This is a genomic window from Priestia koreensis (assembly GCF_022646885.1).
GTDB lineage: Bacteria > Bacillota > Bacilli > Bacillales > Bacillaceae_H > Bacillus_AG > Bacillus_AG koreensis_A.
Map to the genome: position 1 here is coordinate 827649 of NZ_CP061868.1, position 26969 is coordinate 854617.

At 37.9% G+C, this 26969-nt stretch carries 29 protein-coding genes, 1 tRNA gene and 1 riboswitch; of the genes, 16 read left to right on the forward strand and 14 right to left on the reverse strand.

Going from position 1 to position 26969, the window contains the following annotated elements:
• Nucleotides 1–131: 131 nt before the first annotated feature.
• Nucleotides 132–944: a hypothetical protein gene (locus IE339_RS04100; protein ID WP_242173785.1), complete on the reverse strand. Its 813-nt coding sequence runs from the start codon at nucleotides 942–944 to the stop codon at nucleotides 132–134.
• Nucleotides 945–1196: 252 nt separating this feature from the next.
• Nucleotides 1197–1895 carry a BMQ_0737 family morphogenetic spore coat protein gene (locus IE339_RS04105; protein WP_242173787.1) on the reverse strand — a complete coding sequence of 233 codons (699 nt, stop codon included), beginning with the start codon at nucleotides 1893–1895 and terminating at the stop codon, nucleotides 1197–1199.
• A gap of 319 nt (nucleotides 1896–2214) precedes the next feature.
• Between IE339_RS04105 and IE339_RS04110 the strand changes: the two genes are divergently transcribed.
• The 6 genes from IE339_RS04110 (at nucleotide 2215) to IE339_RS04135 (ending at nucleotide 4971) form a co-directional block, all read left to right on the forward strand.
• Complete coding sequence (locus IE339_RS04110) at nucleotides 2215–2634, forward strand: hypothetical protein (protein ID WP_242173790.1); 420 nt, start codon at nucleotides 2215–2217, stop codon at nucleotides 2632–2634.
• Between the two features lie 91 nt (nucleotides 2635–2725).
• Nucleotides 2726–2893, forward strand: coding sequence for a hypothetical protein (locus IE339_RS04115; protein ID WP_242173792.1), 168 nt, complete (start codon nucleotides 2726–2728; stop codon nucleotides 2891–2893).
• 194 nt (nucleotides 2894–3087) lie between these two features.
• Complete coding sequence (bacA, locus tag IE339_RS04120) at nucleotides 3088–3909, forward strand: undecaprenyl-diphosphate phosphatase (protein ID WP_242173795.1); 822 nt, start codon at nucleotides 3088–3090, stop codon at nucleotides 3907–3909.
• A 215-nt stretch (nucleotides 3910–4124) separates the two neighbouring features.
• The gene (locus IE339_RS04125; RefSeq protein WP_242173796.1) at nucleotides 4125–4313 is read left to right on the forward strand and encodes a hypothetical protein; all 189 of its coding nucleotides are present in this window, start codon (nucleotides 4125–4127) and stop codon (nucleotides 4311–4313) included.
• Between the two features lie 115 nt (nucleotides 4314–4428).
• Nucleotides 4429–4563 carry a YjcZ family sporulation protein gene (locus tag IE339_RS04130; RefSeq protein ID WP_083446362.1) on the forward strand — a complete coding sequence of 45 codons (135 nt, stop codon included), beginning with the start codon at nucleotides 4429–4431 and terminating at the stop codon, nucleotides 4561–4563.
• A 150-nt stretch (nucleotides 4564–4713) separates the two neighbouring features.
• Entirely contained in the window at nucleotides 4714–4971 is a 258-nt protein-coding gene (locus IE339_RS04135) for a sporulation-specific transcription regulator SpoVIF (RefSeq protein WP_053399501.1), read from the forward strand.
• 49 nt (nucleotides 4972–5020) lie between these two features.
• Here IE339_RS04135 and IE339_RS04140 read toward each other — a convergent pair whose 3' ends face one another.
• Entirely contained in the window at nucleotides 5021–7354 is a 2334-nt protein-coding gene (locus IE339_RS04140) for an ATP-dependent helicase (protein WP_242173798.1), read from the reverse strand.
• A 186-nt stretch (nucleotides 7355–7540) separates the two neighbouring features.
• Here IE339_RS04140 and IE339_RS04145 point away from each other — a divergent pair, with 186 nt between their 5' ends.
• Together IE339_RS04145 and csaA are read left to right on the forward strand one after the other, a co-directional pair.
• On the forward strand, nucleotides 7541–7813 hold the full coding sequence (locus IE339_RS04145) for a hypothetical protein (protein WP_053399503.1): 273 nt from the start codon (nucleotides 7541–7543) through the stop codon (nucleotides 7811–7813).
• Between the two features lie 110 nt (nucleotides 7814–7923).
• The gene (csaA, locus tag IE339_RS04150; protein ID WP_053399504.1) at nucleotides 7924–8256 is read left to right on the forward strand and encodes a chaperone CsaA; all 333 of its coding nucleotides are present in this window, start codon (nucleotides 7924–7926) and stop codon (nucleotides 8254–8256) included.
• A 36-nt stretch (nucleotides 8257–8292) separates the two neighbouring features.
• On the opposite strand, the gene IE339_RS04155 is transcribed toward csaA, so the two are convergent.
• The 4 genes from IE339_RS04155 to IE339_RS04170 form a co-directional block, all read right to left on the reverse strand.
• On the reverse strand, nucleotides 8293–8985 hold the full coding sequence (locus IE339_RS04155; protein WP_053400086.1) for a DUF421 domain-containing protein: 693 nt from the start codon (nucleotides 8983–8985) through the stop codon (nucleotides 8293–8295).
• A 111-nt stretch (nucleotides 8986–9096) separates the two neighbouring features.
• Entirely contained in the window at nucleotides 9097–9519 is a 423-nt protein-coding gene (locus tag IE339_RS04160) for a GNAT family N-acetyltransferase (RefSeq protein ID WP_053399505.1), read from the reverse strand.
• 4 nt (nucleotides 9520–9523) lie between these two features.
• A complete protein-coding gene (locus IE339_RS04165) occupies nucleotides 9524–10036 on the reverse strand; it encodes a YjcG family protein (RefSeq protein WP_053399506.1) in 513 nt (170 codons plus the stop codon).
• 132 nt (nucleotides 10037–10168) lie between these two features.
• Entirely contained in the window at nucleotides 10169–10897 is a 729-nt protein-coding gene (locus tag IE339_RS04170) for an alpha/beta hydrolase (protein WP_242173800.1), read from the reverse strand.
• Nucleotides 10898–11123: 226 nt separating this feature from the next.
• Here IE339_RS04170 and IE339_RS04175 point away from each other — a divergent pair, with 226 nt between their 5' ends.
• On the forward strand, nucleotides 11124–11666 hold the full coding sequence (locus IE339_RS04175; RefSeq protein ID WP_397428593.1) for a phosphatidylglycerophosphatase A family protein: 543 nt from the start codon (nucleotides 11124–11126) through the stop codon (nucleotides 11664–11666).
• A 400-nt stretch (nucleotides 11667–12066) separates the two neighbouring features.
• Here the strand turns inward: IE339_RS04175 and IE339_RS04180 are convergent, their stop codons facing one another.
• Nucleotides 12067–12546, reverse strand: a complete 480-nt coding sequence (locus IE339_RS04180) for a GNAT family N-acetyltransferase (protein ID WP_053399509.1) — start codon at nucleotides 12544–12546, stop codon at nucleotides 12067–12069.
• Between the two features lie 174 nt (nucleotides 12547–12720).
• On the opposite strand from IE339_RS04180, the gene IE339_RS04185 reads away from it, so the two are divergent.
• Nucleotides 12721–13380 (forward strand): hypothetical protein, encoded by a 660-nt coding sequence (locus IE339_RS04185; RefSeq protein WP_242173805.1) that lies wholly within the window; start codon nucleotides 12721–12723, stop codon nucleotides 13378–13380.
• A gap of 37 nt (nucleotides 13381–13417) precedes the next feature.
• Here the strand turns inward: IE339_RS04185 and IE339_RS04190 are convergent, their stop codons facing one another.
• Both IE339_RS04190 and IE339_RS04195 read right to left on the reverse strand, forming a co-directional pair.
• On the reverse strand, nucleotides 13418–14077 hold the full coding sequence (locus tag IE339_RS04190; protein ID WP_242173807.1) for a DUF3885 domain-containing protein: 660 nt from the start codon (nucleotides 14075–14077) through the stop codon (nucleotides 13418–13420).
• A 64-nt stretch (nucleotides 14078–14141) separates the two neighbouring features.
• Complete coding sequence (locus tag IE339_RS04195; RefSeq protein ID WP_242173809.1) at nucleotides 14142–14900, reverse strand: arylamine N-acetyltransferase family protein; 759 nt, start codon at nucleotides 14898–14900, stop codon at nucleotides 14142–14144.
• 201 nt (nucleotides 14901–15101) lie between these two features.
• On the opposite strand from IE339_RS04195, the gene IE339_RS04200 reads away from it, so the two are divergent.
• Nucleotides 15102–15173, forward strand: a tRNA-Val gene (locus tag IE339_RS04200).
• Between the two features lie 120 nt (nucleotides 15174–15293).
• On the opposite strand, the gene IE339_RS04205 is transcribed toward IE339_RS04200, so the two are convergent.
• Entirely contained in the window at nucleotides 15294–16409 is a 1116-nt protein-coding gene (locus IE339_RS04205; RefSeq protein ID WP_242173812.1) for a tyrosine-type recombinase/integrase, read from the reverse strand.
• Nucleotides 16410–17276: 867 nt separating this feature from the next.
• Between IE339_RS04205 and IE339_RS04210 the strand changes: the two genes are divergently transcribed.
• From IE339_RS04210 to IE339_RS04220, 3 genes are all read left to right on the forward strand, one after another.
• Nucleotides 17277–17987 (forward strand): hypothetical protein, encoded by a 711-nt coding sequence (locus tag IE339_RS04210; protein WP_242173814.1) that lies wholly within the window; start codon nucleotides 17277–17279, stop codon nucleotides 17985–17987.
• A gap of 580 nt (nucleotides 17988–18567) precedes the next feature.
• On the forward strand, nucleotides 18568–20388 hold the full coding sequence (locus IE339_RS04215) for an ATP-binding protein (RefSeq protein WP_242173816.1): 1821 nt from the start codon (nucleotides 18568–18570) through the stop codon (nucleotides 20386–20388).
• Nucleotides 20381–22321 (forward strand): ATP-dependent nuclease, encoded by a 1941-nt coding sequence (locus tag IE339_RS04220; protein ID WP_242173818.1) that lies wholly within the window; start codon nucleotides 20381–20383, stop codon nucleotides 22319–22321. Before IE339_RS04215 ends, IE339_RS04220 begins: the two co-directional genes overlap by 8 nt.
• Before the next feature lie 287 nt (nucleotides 22322–22608).
• Here IE339_RS04220 and IE339_RS04225 read toward each other — a convergent pair whose 3' ends face one another.
• Nucleotides 22609–22941 carry a hypothetical protein gene (locus IE339_RS04225; RefSeq protein ID WP_242173820.1) on the reverse strand — a complete coding sequence of 111 codons (333 nt, stop codon included), beginning with the start codon at nucleotides 22939–22941 and terminating at the stop codon, nucleotides 22609–22611.
• 728 nt (nucleotides 22942–23669) lie between these two features.
• On the opposite strand from IE339_RS04225, the gene IE339_RS04230 reads away from it, so the two are divergent.
• Nucleotides 23670–24416, forward strand: coding sequence for a class I SAM-dependent methyltransferase (locus IE339_RS04230; RefSeq protein WP_242173822.1), 747 nt, complete (start codon nucleotides 23670–23672; stop codon nucleotides 24414–24416).
• Between the two features lie 63 nt (nucleotides 24417–24479).
• Here IE339_RS04230 and IE339_RS04235 read toward each other — a convergent pair whose 3' ends face one another.
• Together IE339_RS04235 and IE339_RS04240 are read right to left on the reverse strand one after the other, a co-directional pair.
• Entirely contained in the window at nucleotides 24480–24728 is a 249-nt protein-coding gene (locus IE339_RS04235) for a hypothetical protein (RefSeq protein ID WP_242173824.1), read from the reverse strand.
• A gap of 125 nt (nucleotides 24729–24853) precedes the next feature.
• Entirely contained in the window at nucleotides 24854–25054 is a 201-nt protein-coding gene (locus IE339_RS04240) for a hypothetical protein (protein WP_242173826.1), read from the reverse strand.
• A 565-nt stretch (nucleotides 25055–25619) separates the two neighbouring features.
• Nucleotides 25620–25716, forward strand: a riboswitch (cyclic di-GMP riboswitch).
• Between the two features lie 113 nt (nucleotides 25717–25829).
• Between IE339_RS04240 and IE339_RS04245 the strand changes: the two genes are divergently transcribed.
• Nucleotides 25830–26927 carry a glycosyl hydrolase family 8 gene (locus IE339_RS04245; protein WP_242173828.1) on the forward strand — a complete coding sequence of 366 codons (1098 nt, stop codon included), beginning with the start codon at nucleotides 25830–25832 and terminating at the stop codon, nucleotides 26925–26927.
• Nucleotides 26928–26969 lie beyond the last annotated feature (42 nt).

The window sequence follows — 26969 nt, forward strand, 5'->3', positions numbered from 1 at the left end:
AAATGACGTCTCGGTTTCAAATGGGTGAGACACAATATGGGGAATAGTGAGCTTGCTCAAAGCCTGTACGAACCACTCGTCAAACGCTTCATAAATGCGCTTATAACCGGACGGAATGTAGAGAACGCGTGTCATACTGGAAAATTGAGAATGATTTTGTTTAACAAGGCCGTTCCTTCCTTCCATTCATCGGTGTACAAGTAGCCTTGAAATAAAATGGATGAAATGGACTCACCAGGCGTTACCGAAAGCTGAAAGCTATCAAAGGATAAAAGTCCACCTGGAGGAATAATGGATACAGAGCTTGGTTTAAGCCAGTATTCGCCGTCTTGCTTGATCTTCTCTTTCCAATTCGGTAAGGCATAGTACCATTGCTCAGAGGAAGATTCCTGAAGAACGCCGGATCTGGTGTCCGTATCGTCTAAACCAGGGTCCGTCATTTTTCCACTTAGCTGTGCGGCTGACGGTTGGTTCACCTTCAAGCAAAGAATAGGCGCATGAAGAGGCTTTGTTGTTTGGTTTCGAATGACTACATTTCCAACGACCGTGATCGGATCGTCTGTTTGTTCCGGCCAAATAATGGAGTACATAAAAAAGGCGATGAGGTCGCTTTTTAAAAACCGCTCTTGCTGAATAGGTTGAGGAGGCTCTCTGCGGGCTAGCTTTTGTTTAAGTCCATCCGTCACCATCCGTTGTTCGATTAGTTCATTTTTTACTAAATTCAGCTGCTTTTCTAATTCTTCGATTTCGGCATCTTTTTCGCTTGAAATGAGCGCTTCCGAATGCTTATTGCGCCAAAACGCCGTATTTTCCTTTTCCTGCTCAAGCGTACGCTCAAATTGTCTTACTTGCTGTTTATAATGATTAAGCTCGGCCTTGTAATGGATAAGCTTTTGTTTGAGTTGAATGTCATCATCATGTGAAGAAGGAAGTTTTCGGTTCATACAAGAGCTCCTTTCTAACAGTCTTCGATGATTTTATCGCCTTCTTTTGATGGCAAAAAAACGCAGCACACAAAATGGATCAGTTCTTTTTTATATGTATGTATGAAAAAATAAATGTAGTCATAAATCAAAGTCCTCACCAAAAAAAATCCATGAATATCCAATTTGTCCACTCCATACATATAAAATGATCTTGCATCATTTTATCGGTATAAAGAAAATAGAGGAGAATTCTCTCCTCTATGGTGCTTCTCAGCAGAAATCATCGTCAGATTGGTGCGCTGGGAAAAGTTCTGGGCATTGTGGTGGGATGTGAACAGTATCACAAGAGTTAATTGGAAGCTCGGAGCGAGGTGTGCAGAAGCGTCCTTCAACTTCGATTTTAACTTCAGCTTCCATTTGAACATCTAGGCAGAAGGAAATAGATACGTCTAATTGAGCGAATCTGCCGCCCACACAAATTAAGCTAGCATCTCCAATTTCACCGTCAATTGTTGTTACTTTTCCATTTAATTTTGTTCCTTTTGGTGCACATAAGAAGAATGTTTGCGCTGTTGCAAATGGTTTTGCATCAGATACACACACATGGCCCATACGGTCTGTAATTTCGACCGTGAAGAAACCTTTTACAAGTACTTTTACTTTGTAAAGAGTGATGGTATCACCGTTAGGTAATGTCACTTCTACAGGTGTTCTGCCATGAGGCTGTTTGATTTCGCTTACTTCTACATCTTTTGTTGGCTCACCAAACTCGTTTGTTAAAAGAACCTCTACGTTAAATGGCTCTTCTAATACCGCACATGGATCATCGTTAGATCCTGTAGCACCTTCACAATCAAAACCTAGGTCTCTAACGTTTGTATAGCTGAGTAATGGTAAATCAACTTGACGCTTTACCCAGTCATACACTTTTGGTACGCGAATACAAAGATTTTCCACAATATCATGCATGAATATTGACCTCCTAATCATAATTGTCCTTCCTCTACGCCCTTCATATGGGTGACGGACTACTATATTGTATGAATGACTATTGTTTGTGTTCCTTGACAGGTGCGGAATTTCTTCACACGGTAATGAGGGCATAAAAGGCGACGCATACGTTATTCACCCATATCATATTCAGGGATGAGAAAAAGGTTATAAAAACGAGGGGAAAAAAGAGCCAGCACTAACAGAGAAAGGATTCAGACGTGTAAATAATGTACATCTTCATCATATAAGTACGCATTTTTTTGGAAGCGCCCATTTTTAAAAAGGAGGAGATCACATGAGAAATCCATTTGCTAACCAGGACTCACTTCGAAAATATGTAGCATCATTAAAAACGGAGCTTGAATTTTATAAGGAGAAATACGCCGAGTATCAGCGAACAGAAATTGCGCAGGAGGACTGGAAAGACCAAGTGTTAGATCTACAAAAGAAGCATGAAGAAGAAAAAGAGCAGCTGTTAGAACAAATTCAATGGTTGAAAGCCCTTGTGATGACCACACCGTCTGTTCGAGAAGAAGAGAAGCAAACGTCTACACCGACACCTGCCGCAGAAGTGGAGAAGCCAGCTACTCAAGCTGTGCCTGCAAGGTCTCCGAAAGTATCAGAGGAGTCTTGGTTTGTTCAGGCTAATAGCAGTGAACGGAAAGGAGATGAGCGACCAAGAAAAAAACAGGGGACATTTTTAGATTTTCAGTAAAAATGAGACAATTACTAGAGCACACGAGAAATAATACTAGAATATACTATCCCATAACGCACCTTAAGAGAAGAAAAGAGGTGGAAGCGATATGTATTATGGACAATATCCAGGCTATTACAGCAACCAGCAATCTGGCAAGAAAAGCAAAAACTCAGGTTCTGAAATGAAAGTCTATACGTCTGGTGGCTATACGCAGCAAAAAGCTCCGCAAAAATCAAGCGGCTGTGGCTGTGGTTCAAAGCTTCCTAAACGCTAAACAATATAAGAAGCAAAAAGGCATTACCAACCTGGTGATGTCTTTTTCTTTTTTGATTTTTTAGGGGCATTCCTCTTAACATTTCTGTAACACGTCTGTTAGGGAAAATAAACGTAAGATGACTTGTTTTTTTAATGTTCATCATATAAGATTGAAAGGTCAATCAAACTAAGTAAATAAATGGGGAATTAAAGATGATAGATTTTTTAGTTCTATTAAAAGCATTCATATTAGGTTTAGTAGAAGGATTAACAGAATTTTTACCCGTTTCATCCACCGGACATTTGATTTTAGCGGATCACTTCCTCAACTTCCGTCAAGGAGTGATTACGAAACAGGTGGCGACAACATTTGAAGTTGTCATTCAGCTCGGATCTATTTTGGCGGTAGTGGTCGTGTTTTGGAAGCGTTTATGGTCTTCAGTTGACTTTCGTAAACGAAACTTTACGCATTCCTTTAACATTTTCCACATCATCATCGGAATCGTTCCAGCTGGTGTGCTAGGGGTATTATTTCAAAGTGATATTAAAGATAAATTATTTGGTCCACAAACGGTTGTGTACGCCCTCATTGCAGGTGGGATACTTATGCTTGTAGCAGAGCTATACAGTCGTAAAACCGTTCCAACAACGGTAACGATGGACGAGCTTTCGTACAAACAGGCATTTGCGATTGGACTATTCCAATGTCTTGCACTATGGCCTGGATTCTCTCGTTCAGGTTCGACGATTGCCGGAGGATTGTTTGTTCGTGCCTCTCACCAAATTGCAGCGGAATTTTCATTTATCGTAGCGGTGCCGATCATGTTCGGTGCGACGGCACTTGATTTATACAAGAGTGCCGAGTACTTATCAATGGATCTATGGCCGGTGTTTGCGGTAGGTCTTGTGACGGCATTCCTTGTCGCATTACTTGCGATCGTCACATTCTTAAAGCTTGTGTCACGCTTAAAGCTAATCCCATTTGCGGTTTATCGCTTTGTGATTGCGATTATTTTATTATTTGTGTTTCTATAAGTAGAAAACCCTCAGGCTTCGCGCCTGAGGGTTTTTTTATATTTTACATTCTTTGATTGTCTCGGTTAGCTCCGCGGTCTTGCAGAGCGAATAGTGAATTATTGTGAACAAATGATGATGAAGGAGTAAGACATATCACCCGCTTCTTTTTTTATTCATATGTATAGAAGAGAGGGTTACTAAAAACCCCCGGTGAAATGAAGGGGAAGATGAAAATGACGAATATCTTTGATCAGCTGGAAAAGTTTTTTGAGACTCATATTATGAAGCCACACCATGATAATTTGCGTAAGCTTGAGGGCAGCTTATCATCAAAGAATGACACGTTTGGGAAGCTTCATTCTCTCGATGCGACAATGGATGAGATGGAGAAAAAGAACCTGAAGGATCCATTTGGACAGTAATCATGAGGGGACAACCGACACAGAAGAAAAATTATCTAATTCCATAATTGCCTATAACACTTTCTTGCTCAATGACATACTTTGGTAAAGAGAAAGAGAAGAGGAGGTGTAACATATGTTTGGATACGGATGTAATCCTTGTGTTGGCTACGGCTATGGCGGCGGATGTGGTATCGGTAACGGATTTGCTTTAATCGTAGTATTATTCATTCTATTAATCATCGTAGGTGCAGCTTGTTTCTGTGGCTAATTATAACAACTAAAAGTTGCACTTCAAGTACGGGTGATGAGCCCGTACTTTTCTATTTTTAGAGAAGAAAACGCAAATTTTAGGCAAATGTATCACAAACCCAGTGTCCATTACATACGATGTAGGGAATGTTAAGGAGGGAACTTACGAATGGATAATCATTTATTTAAAAACATTGAAAAGAAAACGGGCGTTAACATGAAGGACATTTTGGAGCTTGCTAATTCCGTACAAACGGCTAACTTTTCGGATGAAACGACGGTTCGTAATATCGTAAAACGCGTGGCTCAAATCGCCAACAAGCCTGTTTCACAAGAAAAAGAGGATAAGATTGTAAAGGCAATTACAGCGAACGGTCAGTCATTAGATTTCGGTACGATTGCAAAAATGCTTAACACTAAAAAATAACAGCAAAAAACGACCTCTTCCATCTGAAAGGTCGTTTTTTTGATTTTACTTATTTCGGAGACAATACGGGCTGTTTTATAAGCAGCGGCTTAATGAAGCGAGATGGATAGGCGGTTTTTCCGCGTCTTGTTTGCAAAATAGACAGAGCAAGCGCTTCTTTCGCACGCGTCATGGCTACATACAGCAAACGACGCTCCTCCTCAAGAGCCTCTGTTTCACCGTTTCGATAGGACTCAAGGGCGTAATCATGGGGGAGACTTCCGTCAACACCACCAAGAACATAAACGTACTTATATTCCAGACCCTTCGCACGGTGAATCGTGGTGAGCTGAATGCTATCATGAAACTGCTTGCTCATAATTTTCATCTCTTCATTCATCGCAATCATGTGGTCCACGTGTTCAAGAAATTCAGGAATCGTCTTAAATTTCTTCGCGACAACCTTTAAGTCACGAACATCATCCGAACCCTTTTCCATCTTATTTCCTTCATTCCCACGCTTTTTAACGAAATCATCAAATCCCATGTCCTTCGATACCATCTCAAGCGCCGCAAGCGGTGAAAGATTTGAGAGTGATTTGAAACGCGGTACGATTCGTTTTATTTTTTTCTGCTGAAACGCCTGCAGATTCTCAATCTTTCCAAGCGCCTCAACGAGTGACAGGTCTTCTAAAATGCTAATCGCCTTTATATCATTCACAACGGACTGCTTAAGGAACAGAGCCATCACTAAATCTTGAATAGCAGACGCGTGATTTGGATCAAGACTTAAGCGTAAAAATGACAGCATGCTTCTCACCATTCTTCTCTTATAAAAGGAGTCGCTGTCTTTATCAAGAACAAAAGGTAAGTTCGACTGTGTGAGTCGCTCAAATACGGCACGAGAAGCCGAATGAGTCCGATATAAAATCGCAAAGTCTGACGGGTTATCGCCGTTTTGAATACGTTCTTTAATATCTGTCACAATCATTGTTGCTTCTTCCTCTTCATCATACGGATAAAAGAGGAGAGGGGCGTGATCATTGTGAAACTGTGCGAACATTTTTTTCACGCGGCGCGCTTTATTTTTAGCAATGACTCCATTAGCAGACGTGACGATGCTATGAGTTGAGCGATAGTTTTGTGAAAGCGTCACGACTTGTGTGCCGGGAAAGTCGGTATCAAAATTCAAAATAAAGGACGGATCACTCCCACGGAAAGCGTAAATGGACTGATCATCGTCTCCTACAACGCAGAGGTTTTTGGATTCTCTGCTCAGCAATTTGATAATTTCATATTGTACTTTGTTAATATCCTGAAACTCATCAATAAGGAAATAACGAAAGCGCTGCTGATAGCGAGCGAGAAGCGCAGGATTTTCAAGCAGCGTCTGATAACACCCGTACAGCATGTCATCAAAATCAAACAGACCGTCTCTTTTTTTCATTTCTTCATAGCGCTTGTACAAATAGTGCACGCGTTCTTCCCACTGATCTTGAGGACGAACGTCTCGTATGCCTATTAGCGTGTTTTTCCAATAGCCAATTTGCTGAAGCGCCTGATCAAACGGAAATTCCTTTTCATCAAGGTGCAGCTCACGGGCAGCTGTTTTAACCATTTGTTCCTTTTGCCATTCCCATTTTAATAAGTTGTTCATGTTCCATGTATGAGGATCATGATGAGCAACCATTCGGTAAAAAATGCTGTGAAACGTGCCGACAAGCATTTGATTTAATACTTGGTCATTCATTTGTGGATATGAACGGAGACGTTCCTTCATTTCTTTTGCCGCTTTTGCCGTAAACGTCACGAGCATAATCGAACGTGGGTCGATGCTTCGTTCATGAATCATGAACGCTGTACGTGCTGTTAATACGCGCGTTTTTCCACTTCCAGCACCGGCAAGAACGAGAAGAGGGCCTTCGGTTGTTGTCACGGCTTCCTGCTGATTTGCATCTAATAATATATGTTGATCTTTCAACATCTGCTGATAGCCTGTGTCATGTGCACTATTTTTTTGCACGGTCGGTTTAAAAGCAGGGAAATTCGATAGAGTTGTCGTATTTTTCCATTTATCGTCATTTGATTGGGCAGAAGAGGAAACAGAGCGTGAAACAGGAACGCGAAAGCCGTTTCGCTCCACATACGTAACGTTTTCTTTCGGCTTGGTTGCTGGCTTTTCCGCTCGTTTTCGATCTTTCTTTATACACTCGGACCGTTCAAAAGGTGATGTTGCATGATGAAAATAAGGATGCTTTTGAATCCCTATGTACAGCTTCAATGGTTCTTCGCAGTAAGGACAGGTCACTTGCCCACTAATACTTGCCTCGTAGATGGATTGATACATGGCTCTTGATAAGCTTGATAAACGTATGGTTTTTCCTTGATACACCGCATGCTCCATGAATCAAACCTCCTGTTCAAAAATTTTCGCTACAAATAGTCAAAATCAATGATATCAAAACGAATTGTTTTATAAAAGATTTGATTTTTAGTAAATAGGATTAAATGCGGTATTACGGGGGTAAAATCATACTATCTAATGAAGAACAAGCATATATATGAACAAAAGAGTGAGGAGGGAAGCAAGATGGGGTATATTTTGCCAGTAAATAACGAGCAATACGCGCAGTATGCAAATCGGGTGTTAGCACCGAGAAGGCAGTATCAGCAGCTTGAAGGTGTGCAACCGATTCAGGTGCACACAAAATCTGAAGAAGAAATTCCGTTTTTACAAGCGGCACAAATGGCACCTCCGTCCAAAAAGAAAAAGCGCGAAAAATCATCTCTGAAAAAAGAACACATCCAAAACCTTTATTCGAACTTAACTGGGAAGGGTCAACTTGTGAATGAAATGGTGTAAATTTAATTATTTGAATATTCCGTTTAAAGGGTATTCAACAACGTAAAAGTAGGTGTACAATCATCATATGTACAACTACTTTTTTTATTGGAAAGAAGGAGGGGATTGTCATGGCAACCATTGAAGATTTTTTGAAGCTAGATTTGCGAGTAGGGACGATCGTTAAAGCAGCACCGTTTCCAGAAGCAAAGGTGCCAGCTATTAAGGTCGAGATTGATTTTGGCGAAGAGCTAGGTATAAAACAATCAAGTGCTCAAATTACAAAGCGCTATGACGCCGATCAGCTAATCGGAAAGCAGGTTGTAGCCGTTGTGAATTTTCCACCGCGACGCATTGCCGGCTTTAAGTCCGAGGTGCTTGTGCTCGGAGGAGTACCTGAAAAAGGTGATGTCGTATTGCTTCAGGCAGATGCTCCTTTACCTAACGGAACGCCGATTGCATAGCGCTCCCTTCGTACATACGAAAAGGATGACTCGTTGTCATCCTTTTTTTTGTTCTTTATACGTTTGAATAAAAAGAGGCTGTCCGTCTTCCCACTCCGCGTACATCACGTCAGAATAGCGCCTTACCTTTTGTTTTGCAAGCTCCGTCTTCAGCCATGTTTCATCAAAGCCGCTTGCTCGTAAATTGTGACTAAGCAGACGACCGTCACTAATAAACGTGACGGGAAGAGCGATTTTTTCCTCTTTAAGCTGAAAGTCACTTTTTGTTAGCCCTGCAAACGCTGATTTTTTCAGCACGTTGACCGTTCCGTCCGTTTCTAAAATCGCATATTCCACTTCTCGTATTGAGAAAGCGTCTTTCGAACGGAGAAGGTGCTGCAGCTGATTAATATCAAGGTGATTTTTTTTGAGCTCCTTGTAATTAATCTTTCCTTTGTTTATGACAATTGAGGGACTGCCTTCTAAAAAGGTGCGAATACGAATGTTTTTTTGGGTGAGAATTTCGGTAAAATAGATGAGTACGCCCCAAAAAATCACGGCAAATAAAATCTCCATAATTCCGATTTCATGGTCATATAGCGCGTTCCCAACGAGCTCCCCCAGTACTAAAGCAGAGATAAAGTCGAACGTGGTAATTTGCGTGATCGTCATTTTCCCGAGCAGTTTCGTTAGTAGAAATAAGCTAATGAAGCCGACAAAAAGCTCGACTGCAATTCGAAAGTAGTCCATATAGTCGTTCACATATATCCCGCCTAAACGTCCGTTTTTCGTTAGTATGGATTGAGCGGTTCTATTTTATACGAAAAGAAAACGTGAAGGATGGTCTCCTTCACGTTTTCACTATAGCTCTTTGATCATCGTCACATGCGGCATTCCGGCATCTAAAAATTCGTCGGACACGGTTTCATAGCCAAGGTGCTTGTAAAACCCTTCTGCATGCGTTTGAGCATTCAATTTAAGCTTTGGTACACCTTGTTCCTTTGCGACTTCCTGCATTTTTAGCATGAGCTGCTTGCCAACCCCATCTTTGCGATGAGAGGAAAGGACACACACACGCTCTACTTTGCCGTAGCCGTCAACAATTCGAAAGCGCCCCGCACCAACAGGGCGTTCGTTGTCATACGCTACAATATGTACCGCAGTTTTGTCGTGCTGATCAATTTCTAATTCAGCTGGAACGCCTTGTTCTTCAACAAATACGGTTTTTCGAACAAAATAAGCATCATCCTGCTGTTGTTGTGTTCGTGCTGTTATGATTTTCACGTGCTTATTTTCCTCCTAAATGGAATGTTTCGTAGACGGTCCATGTTCCATTTTCAAGCTGATACAGTAAATGAAAGCGATCGACCTTTTCCTCATGTGATACGTCAACAAGCTGTAGCTGACTATACATGTCTAGATGTTCATCATCCGATAGCTTTTGGCCGATCGTAATGTGTGGAACGAAGGAATATGGAACTTCCTGATCCAGCATTCCGCTATGTACACGATCATACAAGTGTTGCAGCTCGTCCGTTGGTTCTACTTTTAAATAAACCACGTTGTTAACAGGCGAGAACGAACTTACTTTACGAATTGTAAGGTCAAAGGGGTTCGTTTCCTTTGCTGCTAACGCTAAAGCGCTCGTTACGTCTTTTAATTCCTCTTCTGATGCTTCAAACACTTCTTTAATCGTTAAATGAGGGCTAATTAGTGCATAGTGCGGATCATAGCGTTTGCGGTAAGAGTTTGCAACATCTTGTAACTTTTTAGATGGAAAAATAACAACACCAAATTTCATCATGTTCCCTCCCCGGAATGTATAGCAATCTAGCCATAGGTAGACTAGTAAAAGCTTAGCTGAACGTCATCTAGCTGAATTGAAAATATTATAACAAATTTTCAAATAACTAGATAATGAAAACAAGGAAAATTAGTTCTTCAGCATCATTTCTAATGCGCGTTTTAAATCTTTTTGCCAATATTTCCATGTATGATTACCCGCAAATTCCTCGTAAAAAACGCTATAGTTTTTTTCTTGCATAAGCGTATGAAGAGAGCGGTTTGGCTCTAAGAAATCTTGCACTTTACCATCTGTTGTGGATACGGCCGTTTCTTCTGTACCGATGATGTGATACAAATCAAGCAACGAAACGTGCTCGGATTGTTTCACTTGCTCTAAAACAGATTCGTCAACGTAAGGAGACTGCATAATCACTTTTCCAAACGTATGAGGATATGTCAGTGCAGCAGTAAGTGAAACCGTCGCCCCGAGGGAGTCCCCAATAAGTGCGCGTGCTTTGCCCATTTGAAGCGTTGGAAAACGTTCGTCTAAAAACGGAACGAGTTCGTGTGCAAGAAAACGAACGTACTGGTCACGCTGTGCGCCCTCTGGATGGTATTTTTGACGGCGATCCTCAACCGATTTATACGGAATGCCAACGAAGATCGTTTGCTCAATGTTCTCTTCGGAAAGCAGCTCTTCAAGAACACGAGGAGTACGTCCGAGCGTATAATAATCGCGACCGTCTTGTGCAATGAGTAACGTATATTTGTAAAGCGGTGAAAACGTAGAAGGAAGATAAATCATAAGCGTGAGATCTTCTTGAAGCGACTCACTGAAAAACGTTATTTCTTCTACTTTTCCTTGTGCCTGAGCCATTGTGTCATCTCCTATAGTAAAATATTGAAAGCGCTACCTAATCAGTGCGCAAACGGACTTTAATTGGGATAAAAAGCACCGTTATTTGATCTACTTCTATATTAGCATAAATTACAAAAAAGAAGCACGTTCCTCGTATTAGAACACACATTTCTCGGTTCATTTTAGTTGGTTTTTGGAAGTATTTATGTCATTCTAGTCATATAGTCATCAGAGAGGAGAATGCATGATGAGTGAACAAAAATTTGTCCCAAGTAAAGACGTAACGAAAGCAACGCTTGACGCTTTAACGGAGCGCGGCGTCACCATTTTAGACATTGCAGAAATCGTGTATGAAATGCAAATTCCCTATAACCCGTCTCTAACGATGGAGGAATGCACAGCGAGCGTGGAGCGCGTTCTGCAAAAACGTGAAATTCAGCATGCGCTTCTAGTCGGAATTGAACTTGATAAATTAGCAGAGCAAGGCAAGCTATCAGAACCACTGCAAACGATTATTGAACAAGACGAAGGTCTTTTTGGCGTTGATGAAACGATTGCGCTCGGTGCAGTACTCACATACGGAAGTATTGCGGTCACAACGTTCGGTCACTTAGATAAAGTAAAGCGCGGAATTATTAGTAAGCTAGATTCCAAGAAACTAAGCGGTGTGAATACGTTCCTAGATGACCTCGTTGCAAGCGTAGCAGCAAGCGCGGCAAGCAGGGTCGCTCATCGTCACCGTGATCAAATTGAGCAAGAAGTAGAAAAGGATGCACCGGCTTTATAAGGTAGAGAAAACGCTGTTGGGGGATGCTCAGCAGTGTTTTTTATGTAACAGAAGGATATTCATTTTTTTTAAAAGAATTTTACATACATCTACTTTTTTATTTAGCGATCTTTCTTACTATTGAACAAGTAACGAATCACGTTACAACACAACTCTTTAAGATGGAGGAGTGACAAAGAGGAGGTCTACACTGTGGAAAATTCCCTGCAATTTGCGCCTATTCTCGTTTGGGCCATTCTGACGATTATTGTGGTATACATCGTTATACGGATTTTGAGAAAACGATAAAAAAATGCTGTTGAGATGATCAACAGCATTCTTTTATAAGATGTGGCTATTTCAATACAGCGAGGGAAGAGGGAGGAGTTGATTCTAGCTTTGTTGCAACACGAAAATGAGGCTATTCATGAAGTGGAATGGTCATGAGCTTGTTGAGTTCATGCATTCCTACTCCTTCATAAAATTTAACCGCGTTGTTGTTCACTGACCACACCGTCAGCTGCAAATCAGAAGCGCCCTTTTGTTTGGCCCATTCCTTTGACACATGAAAAAGCTGCTTTCCGATGCCGCGATGCCGATGATCTCGGTGTACGCCAAAATATTGAATATACGCGGTATAGCGAGGTGGATATTGATTCACAGCGGGGGTGTACATCAGCTCAACGACTGAAACACCGACGATTTCCTGGTTATAAACGGCTACTAAAATATCGTTCGTCGAATAAAAAAGCATCGATTGATATTGAGTAGGAGAGAGAACGGTCGCGTTTTTTTCAAAATTCATTGGCAGCATTTCTGCATGAAGCCGCTGTGTATCGCTTAGTAACTTGTTCACCTCATGATAATCCTGCGTATTGGCAGGCCGATACGTAATCATCATGCTTTCAACCTACTTTGTAGAGAAAATTTCGTTAAAGCAATGCTGAGAGATCATTGTTTCTTCTTCATCATATGTATAGGCCGGGCTCTTGGTTAGCAGATATTTTTTACGCGCTTCTCAAATAAAAAAGGAATTATTTCTCATACTAAGGAAAACAACGTAGGAGTGAGTCGCGTGAGAAAGCTCTTTTTGATTGGTCTATTTTTTATTGCAATGGGAACAAAAGAGGCAGGAGCATCAGGCTTTGAAACGATTAGAAGCTGGCCACATCAGCAAACCATTCTATCTGCAAAAGAAGAACAAGGAAGGTATAAGGGATTCGTTATTAACATTCAGCAATCCAAAAAGTATTTTCCGTATTGGACTGCCCTTAAGGACCAGCGTGCACAGCCAAGCATGCGCACATTTGATTTAGACGGAGATAAGCGAAATGAATATATTGTCTTCTTGCCTCAAAAGCACGAAAACGGTGAATTTGTCAACGAGGCAAAGGTGCTTAAGCTCACAAAAGCAGGCATTCAAGAAATTGGTGTCAGCGATGTTCGTAAGCTTCTATTAAAGGAAGTAAAGTACTATATCAACAAGCAAAACTTCTACGTACAGGTCGATCAAAAAAACGTGCTGAAGCTAAAAAACGAAACGCAGGCACCGAAGCTACTCATTGACTCCTTTGTACTTTATGATGTCGAAGATGAGCAGCTAAAGGCAAAGGTACGATTAGTGAATCACAAGGGTAAATACCTTGGGGTGTTTGAAGTGCTCTATGACTACAAGCAACCGGCGAAGATGACTCCAGTTAAGACGGTGTTTAAGCAGGCGGGTTCTACGAAGTGAATGAAAAGGCATGCGAACGAGCCGCATGCCTTTTCGTTTATTTAATTCTAAGCCGTTCTTCAATATCTTGACGATCGTACTCAGCGATCCAACTTCTGCATGTTTCGTAAAGAGGTCGTATCGTATCCGCATCTAGAGCAGTGACTTCGCATCCACGATCATCGTATAAGAAAAAGGTTACATTTTTCGTGGTGTTCACAAAAAGCACATCTGGATAGCCGATAGCGTATCCACCAAATCGCGGCTTCAATGGAAAGTCTTCATGGATGGCACTTTTTAGTAAAGGTGAAATACGAATATCATTGCGCTTACAGTTCAAGGAAAACTGCTGCATTTCATCGCCTTCCTCACCGTTTTCAAAGGGATAAGGATATGTATGAACGTGAAGTCGATATAGCGCTCTTTTATCTTTTAGGTAAGGTTGGTACACCTTCAACGGTCGAACATTTTTCTTTTCATACTTTGATCTATACATGTTTGTTACCCAAATGAGCTCATCATCAGGATGAAATAACTCGTCAAAAATGGTCATGGCCTGCTGGTAAACGAGTTGGAAGTAGTCATTATTTATGCCATCTACATCATTTAGTGGTGAAAGATCGTTACCTAGGGAAAAGTGAATCCCAAACTCGCTTTGATGATAGAGGTGAGGAGTTCGCCTAAGATTAGGGTGGTAGGTTTGTAAATAATCATTCATGGTCTATATGTCCTTTCATAAAAACCGCACGTCAAATGAAATCATTTGACGTGCGGCTGCAATTTTAGCGCACGGGCACTTTATCAATATGAAAGCAGTGATCCAAAATTCCTTTTAAGTGTTCAGAAGGAATGTGCTGCTTTAATTTTTTTTCATTCGTTGTAATCGTAAGCGTATTGCCAGACAGCGTAATTCGGCCGTCCTCTGTCGCAACTGTCGTTAAGTTCGTCTGTGTAAACGGAGACTGTGGAGACGTTTGATTGAACTCACACATCGGTGTAAAATCAAGCAAATCCTTCGGCTCTTTTTCCAGGCGATATTTCGTTTTCCACTGGCCGTTCTCGGATTTTTGGAAGTCATACGTACGATCCTCAAGGTGAACAATACGATAATCACCGCTCACATCGGATACAACGTCACCTGTCAGTGGAATAGGCTTACGAACGGAATCACCAAACCCAACATCCACAATATATTCCTCGCCGTCTAACAGAACGAGAGTAGTTGCATGGCTACCGGTAATCGTCCACGTTTCATCAGGCTTTCTAACCGTTGCTGAAATGAGCTGTGCTTCATAGCCAAGTTCACGTAGCAATGTACAAAACAAGCTGTTTAACTCATAGCAAAAGCCACCTCGATGATGACGAACAACTTTATCATAAAAGCGCTCCAAATCTAACACAATGGGCACCTGATTAATTACATCTAAATTCTCAAAAGGCACGTGCAGCATATGTTGCTCCTGCAAGTAGCTCAAATACTCAAAACTCACATCATGTCGGTATGCAGCATGAAATCGATCCAAATACGTTTGTACATCCATATTTCATTCCCCCTTATCCCTAATAATGTATCCTTTATTCCCTAACGATCTCTTATCATCATAATGATCACTCATTTTCAAAAAACACTTAAAAACAGTGTACCAAACTTCCCTCAACGCTTCCAACTTCAACTCCATTACCCTTAAAAAAGCGTTGACAACCCTACCAAAAACTTCATATAATATATCTATACAAAACACGACTTGTTAGCTCAGTGGGAGAGCACTTCCTTGACAGGGAAGGGGTCGGGGGTTCAAGTCCCTCACAGGTCATAACTTACTAAAGGCTCAAACCCTTGATAACACAGGGGTTTGGGCCTTTTTACTTTATATAAGTGATATAAGACTGTGTACCAAAATAGCGCTTGGTGCCTATTTGGTGCCGAAGCCACTTTACTTAGTGGCGGTCAGTAACGTATCAATTTGATTCGCAGCTTCTTCTTGCATGTTTGGTAACACATGTGAATAAGTATCGAGCGTCGTTTTAATGTTACTATGACCTAGTCGTTCTGAAATGACTTTGGCTGAGATACCTTGTGCAAGCAACATTGTCGCATGAGTATGACGTAAGTCGTGAAAACGAATCTCTTGTACATTAGCCTCTTTTATTAATTTAAGGTACGTTCGCTTTAAGTTATTTGGATTCATAGGCGTACCTTTTGAGGTGCAGACCACTAGATCATGATCAACGTAGTCGTTCACAAGAGACTGTTTATCATTACATATGCTCTTCTTTTGAGCCAATAGGGCTGAAACTGTTTCGTTAGGAAGCTTAATACTTCGTACGCCACTTTCGGTCTTAGCGCCCACAAGAAACTGTTTTCCATCCTTACTCAAAGTTTGACGAACATATAGTATACCTCTATCAAAGTCAATATCTTTCCATCGTAACCCCAATATCTCGCCCCGTCGCATACCTGTTGTAATTGCCAGATGAAATGCCATATAGAGTCGATCTTTTTTGGCAATGGTAAGAAAAGACTTTATTTCTTCTACGCTCCATACACTCATTTCCTTCTTTTTATCCTTAGGAAGCTGTACCTTTTTAATTGGGTTAGAATGCAATAGCTCCATATTCAACGCATAATCTAAAGCACCTTTAATAATGTTATAGATCTTCTTGACTGTGGAGCTTGCAAGACCTTCTTCCTTAAGCGTGTTTACGTAGCTTTGTAGATTAAGAGGTGACAAGGCAGACAGAGCGATAGTCCCTAAAGAGGGTACAATTCTGTTAACGATAAATGACTGATAAGTATCTGCTGTTTGAAAGTTAATGCTATTCCTTTTGATTTTGAACCACTCTAATAGATGATCCTTAAAAAGAATAGTAGAAGGCTCAAAATATACTCCTTTATATACCTCTGCTTCAATAATAGCTAGCGCTTTTTCTGCATCTTTTTTTGTTTTAAACCCTCTCTTTTTCTTTCGCTTTCTTTTTCCAGTGAGAGGATCAATGCCCAATTCAGCAACAAAGTACCAGCTAGTTCCTTCTTTCTTTATTTGCCCCATGTAAGACATCTCCTTCTATAGATGTCCTCTAAAGCAATGAGACAAGCTTCTATACGTTTAATGTACCAAATAAGCTTCTGTAAAACAATTTCTTCCATTAGTTTCCCGCCTTTTATGTTTGTCCTTCTGTTTGTATATACGCTGATGTAGAAGGATAGTTAAGAGCAAAGTGACAGATAGAATACACACAGATTCAAAATGCTGCGTAACTAGGGGGATTTTAAGATAATTGATTTTGAATATCCTCATTTATATATAGTACATAAATGTTTCTTCTCGTTTTTCCTCTACTAATGTAAAGGTTCGTTATCTAATCACCTGGATCATCAATTAATAAAAATAAGGATCAACTGTGCATTTCCCCCCCCGGTGCCTAGGGAATAAAGGTTTTGCGAGTCTTTTTAAGGGAGTTGCGTTATACCTGGGAGATATTTTCCGTGAAAGTTGTTGCGGATTTATATGGACTGTAACGATAAATTGTATAGGGGGCTACTTATGAATAAGTAGAAAAATATTCTCTGTTAAAAGTTTAATTATTTTTAAATTTCCATCATTAGCTCAATACTTGTTGCAGCTAAACATTATGAGTACCAAGTATAGGTGCTCAAAATTAGAAAAATCCCATTTCATTAAATAATTGTTTTATGAAAAATACTTAGCTTTGCTACCAATTCTTTTCTTAATAGGTGATGCGCGGTGCATATAGAAAAAGAGACCGCACCTTAACACAACAAATTACCCCCTTGGTTCGTTTAATTTTAAGTGGAGAAGAAGTTGAAAAAAATTTCACATTTAAAACTTAACTGTATTAAGGCTGAGGAGTATATAGAAATAACCATAATCTAAATTACTAAGGGGGAAGTCTATATGAAAGATTTTTTAAATAGCTTAATAAATTATCCATTTAAGCAATTAGAAAAAAAGGTGAAGCAAGAAACAGGTGAAGAGATCTATATTCCTGAGATACATGCAGAGAGATTTACAATAATACCAGAGGTTATAAGACGGTGCCATTTCCTTACATCTACTGAAAAAGACGTACTGTACGAACTAATTGCATGGGCTAGTACGACTAAAAATAAACAGGACGGGACTTGTAAAGTAACGGAATCCCATATACGAGTTAATACAAATTTAGGATTGAGTACTGTTAAGAAATCAATCCAATCACTTCATAAAAAAGGATTTATTTCAAAAGCGTTGGATTATGATAAATCAAATATTTATCGAATAAAAGGTGTAGATAAAAATCCGTATGTAATTCTTAGCGAGTGGTTATTCTATATTAGAGATCAAAGAATTCAATCTTTTAGTAATATGATGTTAGAGAACGAGCAATATAATTATGCATTGTCTAAAAAAATTTTTGTAGAAGCGACTATGAATATAATTAAAAACGAAGATGTTTACATGAAATACATTGAAAAAATTACAGTTTTACTAGACACATTATATAATCCGAACTTGGAATGCAATTATCGACATGAGATTGACTCTATATTTAACGACTTAAACATTGAAGCTCATCAATTATATTTAGAGTCTGCAAATAAACTTCAAGATAAATTTGAAAATTAAAATAGCCCTCAGCGTCTAAAAAATAGACGTTGAGGTTTATTTTAATTTTTGAAAGGTTGTTTAAGAGACCTTAGGAGATCAAGAAATGCCCACTATTAATTACAGTTAATTACATTAGGTTATTATTTACATCTTAATCGATTCTGCTAAAGCAGAATCGGAAATGAAAAGATAAATAACAAGCAAAATACCATGAGTTAAAGATGCTATATAGTAATTTTTCCCTTGGTTTGAAATGAGTCTTAGCTTTCTTTTCAATCATTAATTTAAACGGTAGTGCATGGTGCGCTTAAACGTAATACGCACTAATAGGCAATATAATATACCCCTAGTGCATTTGTAAGAGTGTTACAGTTTTAGATATATGGTCCATAATATCTATCATGAGCGGGGAAGGTACACTAGGGTACATATCAAAATAATCTAAGAAATAGTCTATGAATTCTAATCTGCGAAAAATCATATAGTCTTTCTTTTATTTGGTAACTAGATTTATAATATAAAACTAATAACAAATTGTGGTAAAATATAGAAAAAGTAAAAAAGTAAAAACAGTAAAAACAGTGAGGAATGATATTAAGTGATAGTGTCAAAAGAGAATCCTTTTGGTCAAGTGGTTTCTATTTCTGGAATCAACATTGTTATTGAGATTAACAAGGAATTATTACAAAAGAATTTAGAACAACAGATTACTTTTAATAGAGGCGTTTTAAAGTTATATGTTGGTACAGTTGGAGACATTTTTTTAATAGGAGACCCAACATCTAATGATTTTCATTTTGGTATTTTTGAAGAAGTTAAATTGGTTTCTGAATATGAAGAGGCTCAAAGTAATCAGGCGAGTCTACTTTCTAATAGAGATAAATATAAAGCAGTAGCAATCGCCAAGGTAATTGGTTATCAAGATAAATCTATAAGGGATTTACTAAAATTCCAGAGGGGTATAGGCCATTATCCTAGGTTTAATTCAAAATGTTATCTACTAACTTCAGAAGAGAAAAAACAATTATTTTCTTTAACAACAGATGAAGGAATTAAAGTGGGAAATGTAGCAGGGTTGCAAAGTGAAGAAATTTCAATTCATGTTGACAAATTTTTAGGAAAGCATTCGGTAATCTTGGGTTCTACGGGATCAGGGAAATCAAGCACGGTTGCTAGTATTTTGCAAAAATTATTAAGAAAACACAGATATAGTCATGTAGTATTTTTTGATTTGCATGACGAGTATTCTGCTGCTTTCGAATCTAATGAATTTGAGCATATGGTTAATAAAGTACCAGCTAGTACTTTCACTTTGCCTTATTGGCTTTTGAATTTTGAAGAGTTTCAATCTATTTTTTGGGGCGATATAGATTCTACAAAAAATAGTGATGGTATAAGAATCACAAAGGAACAGATATTAATTCTTAAAGAAAAAGAACATCGTTTAATAAAAGATGAAGTAGGAAAAATTGAAAAAGTTAATATTAATTCTCCTTTATATTTTAATATTGATGAATTAATAGTTGCGTTAACAAAATTAAATAAGAGAACATTTTGGAAGTCCGATAATGAATTAGCTTTAACAGAAGATGGGGAAAATTGTCGAAATGGAACAGGAAGTCAAAAAATTGATCGTCCAGGAAAGGAAAAAGACTACGTTATCCAAGATCCAAATTATTATGGGAAATTAAATCAAGTTATAGAAAAATTACTAAGTATTAGACAGGATAGAAGATATACTTTTTTATTTTCAACAGGGTATGAGAATTCTATTTCAATTAGAGGATATTTTATGGATTTACTCTCTATTCCTTATAATACAGAACAGAAACAATTAACTATTCTTGATTTGTCAAGAATTCCATCAGAGATAACACCTGTTATAATAGGCATATTAGGTAGGATTTGCTTCGAGTTTAAGCTATGGGAAGAAACACCATCAACGCTGCCCCTCTACCTTGTATTTGAAGAAGCTCATAATTATATACCAAAAGAGTCAACTCCTTATTCAAAACTTGCAAAAAAATACTTAGAAAGAATCGCTAAAGAGGGAAGGAAGTATGGAATTTCGCAATTAATTATAAGTCAGCGTCCTTCTGATTTATCACCAACAATTGTTTCCCAATGTTCCAATTTTTTTGTTCTACGGGTTACTAATCCAGAGGACCAAGCATTTATAAAACATATATTGCCAGACCATTTAAGTGCATTAACTAATATGATCCCTTTCTTCCAAAACGGGGAGGCTTTAATTGTTGGAGAATGTGTCCCATTACCAATTAAGGGAATAATAGATATGCCAAGCCCATCACCTAACTCACATGATGTAAGTTTTAGTAAGGCATGGTCTAATTTGATAGAATCTTATGATATTAATAATACTTTGTATAGATGGTGGGACGTTAAAAAAAATGAGTAAATTTATTAATAGTATTGTTTTTAGAAATTACAGAGGTTTTAGAGAAGAGTGTACTTTGGAATTAGCAGACGAAAAAAACATGACTATTCTTGTGGGCCCAAACAATTCAGGCAAATCCCTTATTACTCGAGCATTTGCAATATTTAAAGAAGACATAGAGCAATTTACTAGTAATGTCTTTAGGACAACTTACATTCAGGATAGCGATTTTCATAATTTTGATATTAATAGTCCAATCACTTATAAGTTTAATATAAATACTCAAGTTTTTATTGATAGACAAGAACCATATCTAGTAAAACTATCAAAAATACCAAACATATTTCTTTCTTTTGAAATAAGAAAAATTGACGGTAACTTTTTATGTTGTATATACCTTAGTAGAGATAATGATTCTACTCATGAATTTGATGTAACAAGAAAACAGTTTGTTTACAAAATAATGAACAAACTTAGTGAAGACATAGAAATGAATCAACATGAAATTGAAGACTTATGTCGTAAACTTTACTATGAAGTTCAAAGTCGTGTATTGGCTTTTGATGCAATAAGATCATTTGATCGAACAGAATCAGACTTTTATAAGAATGGTTCTGAATTAGTTAACTGGATTCATGAACAACGCTCTCAAGCCGAAATTAGGGATTGTAGGAGACAAGTAAGAGTATGGTTAAAAAACATATTCAATCTTGATGATCCAAGTACTGTTACTGCTAATTTTGAAAAAAAACAGTTAATCTTTACTTTTAATGATAATCAATTTTCATCTGATGAAATTGGGACTGGATATACTATGCTGTATATTTTATTGATGGAGATAGTAAGAAATAAAAAGGAAATAGTAATAATAGATGAGATAGAAAGCCATTTGCAACCTGGGCTTGTTAGATTATTAATTCAATTAATAAGGGAACATGGGGATTCACAATATATAATAGCCACTCATTCCCCGAACGTTTTAGAAAGTGCAACTGGAAATGACATATTATACAGGTTTAATAAAGATGGAGAAATTTGCTTTTTTGAGAATTTTTTCAGAAATAGTGAGAGTTTAGGTAAATTTCGTGAAGTTTGTAATGAATTAGGTGTAATACCCGGGGATGCACTTTTGTCTAATGTAGTTATTTGGGTGGAAGGACCATCTGAGATGTTTTGGTTACGAGCTTGGTTAAAGGTTTACTTACAAATCTATAAGAGAGAAAAACGTATTGACTGTAACCTTATTGAAGGAATGCATTTTTCTATTTTAATGACTGGTGGAAGTAATATTGCACATTATGGATTTGAAGAGGGAGAAGTGTCTATTGAATTAATTGAAGAAGAAGAAGTTCTTAAAGTTTTAAAAATTAATCCAAACCCTTTTGTAATTATTGATTCGGATAATACCGATGTTAGTTCAGCCAAATTTCAAAGAATGCTAAGAATTGCAAGAGAATTAAATTATATGAATCAATATAATCCTAAATTCAAGCATCTGTGTCTTAGTGAAATAGATGGTAGTAGCATACACCAAATCACAAACTTATGGGTGCTTAAGGGACGAGAACTAGAGAACTACGCTCATCCACAATTATTAAAGGAGTTTTATGTGAAACGTTCAGGAGCTTCATCCTCCAAGATAACTGGTGCACTAGAATGTTTGGATTGGAATGTGTATTCAAGCTCTGATGGTGCGGGATACCTGTTAGAACAGAGAGGAGTTAAAGGTATTGCCAAAGCAAGTGGAACAATTATACACAAAAACGATTTGGCAAGGTTTATTTTTAGAAGCCTAAGTGCTAATCATTTTGAAATAAATCCTAGTGATATTGAAAAACCTAATGAAGATATGATAAATGATTTAAAGGATAATCTTGACAAATTAATATCATATATCCTTAAGATAAATGGTTTAATACAAAATCATAGTCCTGAAGTTCCGTCTGTTGTGTAGCATTTCATGTGTATATACAAGAGTAAATATAAATTAGTGAAAAATTACTGCTCATAAAATCGACTATGAGCGGTTAAATTTTTTGATTTGTTTTTCATGGCATTAAGTGGACAATAATTAAAACAAGTAATAATAATTAAGTCATAGATGTAGCTGTAAAAAGTGGTTAAATAAAAGAGAACTGCTGCTAATATCTCAGCGGTTCTCTTCTAGCGTTTAACATACATATTACTTCATGTGCTTTTTATAGTACGGTGGGGGAAAGTACTTCATGATTAAAGAGGAGGTTAACATCTAAATATTTCAGTAACGCTTAGTTGCTTTCCTGTTCGTTTCTTATACTCTTCAGCAATTAATTGAATATCCTTTTGTTTTATCCAATCTTCTTTTCCTTCCCTATATTTTATAAAATGCATTGTATGAAGAGGGTTTTCTGTTCCAAAAAACGTTTCCTCGAATAGGGACTGTGGAAATATAATAATTTTAATTTCAATTTCAAAGCGTTCATCTATTACTAAAAAGTCCTCAAGGTAACCTAAGAAAAATTCAAAATTACATAAAGTTGATTTTTCTACTCGACCTTCTCCAATAATTTTTAGTGTATCAACACACCATGCCATATAAAATCCTCCTTTAAGAGTTAAAAACAGTTTAGAAGCTTGTCACATCTACCTTTAGAGGACTTTTATTATGGTGCCAATATTGGTGCCCAAAATGGTGCCATTCGATTTATTAGGTACAACCACTCATATTTTTAAAATACCTAAACCTTGATAGAATAAGGAATTTCATTTAAATATGGTCTTACCTCTCATATTTTAAGTTGCGAAAGTAATATAATTCGCTTTGACAGGGAAGGGGTCGGGGGTTCAAGTCCCTCACAGGTCATACGATTAAAAAGCTGAAACTTTTGTTGAAACAGGGTTTCAGCTTTTTTGTGTTCAAGAAATAACATAGCCCAGTTTCATATTGAGCTGAGCTAATTGTTTTGACTTTTTAAATTGATAAAGCGGGAGAACAGTAAGTAGCTTATTAATACTAGCTAACACAAATAACTCCAATCATATCTCGTCGCACCTTATAACAACTCCTAGTTTAAAGATTACTAACTAAATTTTAATAGTTTTATCCACTTTAATGTGTTAAAATTTGGTAAATTATAGATAGAGAATATAGATTAAAACGATAACATCCTGATAAGTCCATTCAACTTATATTGTTGGGGTGTATCTACAGTCTCTTTTAAATGGTCTATCACATAAAGCCAAATTATAAATTTCTTCACTAATGAAATTAAATTTATCAAGTATCAACTTACCAAGTAACGTATGAGGTGGGAGGAAAATCCATGAAAAACGAATTTAAAAACAAAACAAAAGAATACGTAAAGGGAAGACCTACCTATCCAGCAGAAGTATTAAAGGTGATGAGCCAGTTAGGTGTGAATCACGATTCTACCATCGCAGATATTGGAGCCGGTACGGGGATTCTCACTCATATGTTAGGGAATTTAGGTTGTAGCGTTGTTGCAATTGAGCCAAGTGAACAAATGGTAGAAGAGTGCAAAGTCTACTGTGAGGACGTTCATAATATCAAGATTATTAAAGCTTCAGCAGAAGAAACAACATTAATGGACAATAGTGTGGATGTAATTACGGTTGCCCAAGCCTTTCATTGGTTTGATAAGGAATTATGTAAGCCTGAGTTTCAGCGAATTTTGAAAGAGGATGGATATGTTGTGATTGTCTGGAACGATATGCAGTTAGACAGTCCACTTGCGAAAGAATACACGCAGCTGTTAAAGAAATATACAGTTAAAACAACGGCTGCAATTGCAAAATTTAATCCAGACGAAAAGAAGCGTCAATTTTTTGGACAAGACTATACAAAAATGTATTACGACAACTGGCAAACCGTATCAGAGGAAGAGTTTGTAGCAGGAGCGCTATCACTATCCTACACACCGTCAGAATTGGATTCTACGTACTACGAGTTTGTCACAGATCTTCGCGAACTTTTCTCCAACTATCAGCAAGATGAGCGGGTGATGTTTTATTATAAAACTGAGGTGTGTATTTGTCAGTTTGCAAAATAATAGACTGCTTGTATCAAAAAGAGCCCTGCTTAAAAGCAAGGCTCTTTAACATGAAATGATTTATCACTTAAAATACGTGCGCAGCTGATCATCACAGTTCTCTAACCGCTTCACCTCGGAATGGGGATACCCATCCACATTCGTTTTCACTGCACAAAGACAGCAAGAGCAGTGTACTTTTCCTTTTGCAAAATAGCCAACAGAAGGAACGTGCCAACCTGTATGTTTGGCAAGCCTCGTCTTACGCTGGATGACTCTTCTACGATGATAGCGATAATAGGAACGTGTTCGATTTTTGTGATTTGGTTTCATGACCAACAACTCCTTGGGATAAGGCTCAGCCTCTAAAAGTCCCCCAAAGAACGATTTAGACGATTACAGGCTGAGTATGTTGGCCGTTACTAATTGATTACTATTCACGTACATCACTCCGTATGTTATTTGACTGGTCTTGCTGATCGCCACTGCACTCCTAACATATTAATGATTAAAAGCGCAATAAGTCCTCCAAGAACAAACCCTTGAACATTTTTCATAAAGAGGAATGGAAAGGTGAAAATTCCGAGCAACGTCACAATCAAATTCATAGCTGAAGCTAGTTTTGGATGCTGCTGAAAAAACTTCCTGATGTGTTTCACAAGCTGATCACTCCAAAATATGTATTCTACTTCATTCTATCATTATATTGGTAAATAAACCAAAAATATGGGAAGTCCAAAGGGCGTACTTTCCCTTTTTATGATGAAAAAGAGAAAGGAGGAATTTGTTTCGTTTATCGTCTAGCTTTGTTTAGTTGTATATATGTCGTATGCCTTGCATTTGATTATTATGATACGAAGAGCGTGGAGTTGGCTGAGAAATTTGTTCAAAGTATTGTTATTGTAGGTGGATATTTAATTTTAAGTAAGTTATTTATGAATAAAAGGTAGTTTTATAAGTAATAAGAGCAAGAACAAATTTAGTTAAAATACTTGTTGAAAAACTTACATTAATAAAACTATGTTCCGATAGAGCAAATTATTACTACAGCAACCCTAAATTACTCGCAACCTAGTAACCTTCTAACGGAATTAATCCCCACTCCTCAATTCTCTTAACTAAGACTTTAGGCTCAATACCTAATTCATCCTAATCGAAAAATATTTTTAGAAAAATCAAAAAAAATGTAGCAATTTACCTATAATGTAATATAATAATAGTAAATTAATAATAGGGCATACTTACTGAAAGGTAAGGACGCAAAGCTATGGGTCTAAGGGTAAAGTTATTATATTTTACCTATGATTGCCAGGTTGCAGATTCTAAATTCTTATTTTAGAGCTATGCCCTTTTCTGTTTGTCTGGAAAAGGGCTGTTTGTAGTTCTAGGAGACTTTTTAGATCTGAATCCCTATGAAACCTTAGGAGGATTCAAGTGAAAAAAGTTTTGTCTTTGTTGTTTGTTGCGATGTTTTTTGTGACTAGCATGAGCATGCCTGCGAATGCGCAAACAGATTTGACGACAGGAACGGAGAATTTTATTAATTCCGCTCTGATGAATGGAAACGGGACGTTGGCGACGTATTTGGTCGACCAAAAGTCGATTGATCCAGATTTTGCAGCGGGAAGAGAAACATTATCAGAATCACTAGGCTTAATGATGATGTATCTTGCTCAAAAGGGCGATCGAGTGACATTTGCAAAGTATTATGAAGAGCTTAAGCAGCACTATCTTTCAAAAGACACGAGCATTGTGTATTGGAAGCTGAGCAATGATGGAAGCACTCATGCGATGATGAACGCAATTATTGATGATTGGAGAATCGCTGATGCCTTGTTCATGGCGGGTGAGGCTTGGAATAACAAAACGTATATTCAAACCGCGCTAAATATTTCAAACGCACTGAACAAATACAATCAAAAACAAAAACATTTCGTCGATTTTTACGACGAACAATATAAAGTAAACAACGACACGATTAGTCTTTTCTACATTGACCCAGTCGCGTTGAACTACATGGTGAAATACGGTGTGATTGATAGTACGATGTATAACCGAATGGTTGCCGTTCTTCGTAAATCAGCAGGAGATGGACCGTTCTTTCCACAAAATTACAACGTGCGAACAAAAGAGTATCAGTACAACGACCAAGTAAATTTAATTGAACAGATTTATACCGCTTATTTCAGAAAACAAGCAGGAATCAACTCTCCGGCATTTTATTCGTTCTTGAAAAAAGAGTTTAATACAAATGGCGTCATTTATGGTCAGTACGACCGAGTAACTGGACAGCCTGCGGTAGACTTTGAATCAAATGCTGTATATGGCATGACGATCCTTTACGCACTGAAAATGAACGACGTTGCGTTTGCAAAAAAAGTGTACAAGCGTATGAAAGAATACGAGATTACAGATGTGAAAAATCCTTACTACGGTGGGTATGTGGTCTTAACACCTACAGGATATGATACGCACATCTTTGATAATCTATTTCCTCTGTTAGCGAAACAGCAGCTAGAAAAATTATATTAATCAAAAAGACGTGGCTATGGTTTGGTAGCGGCGTCTTTTTTC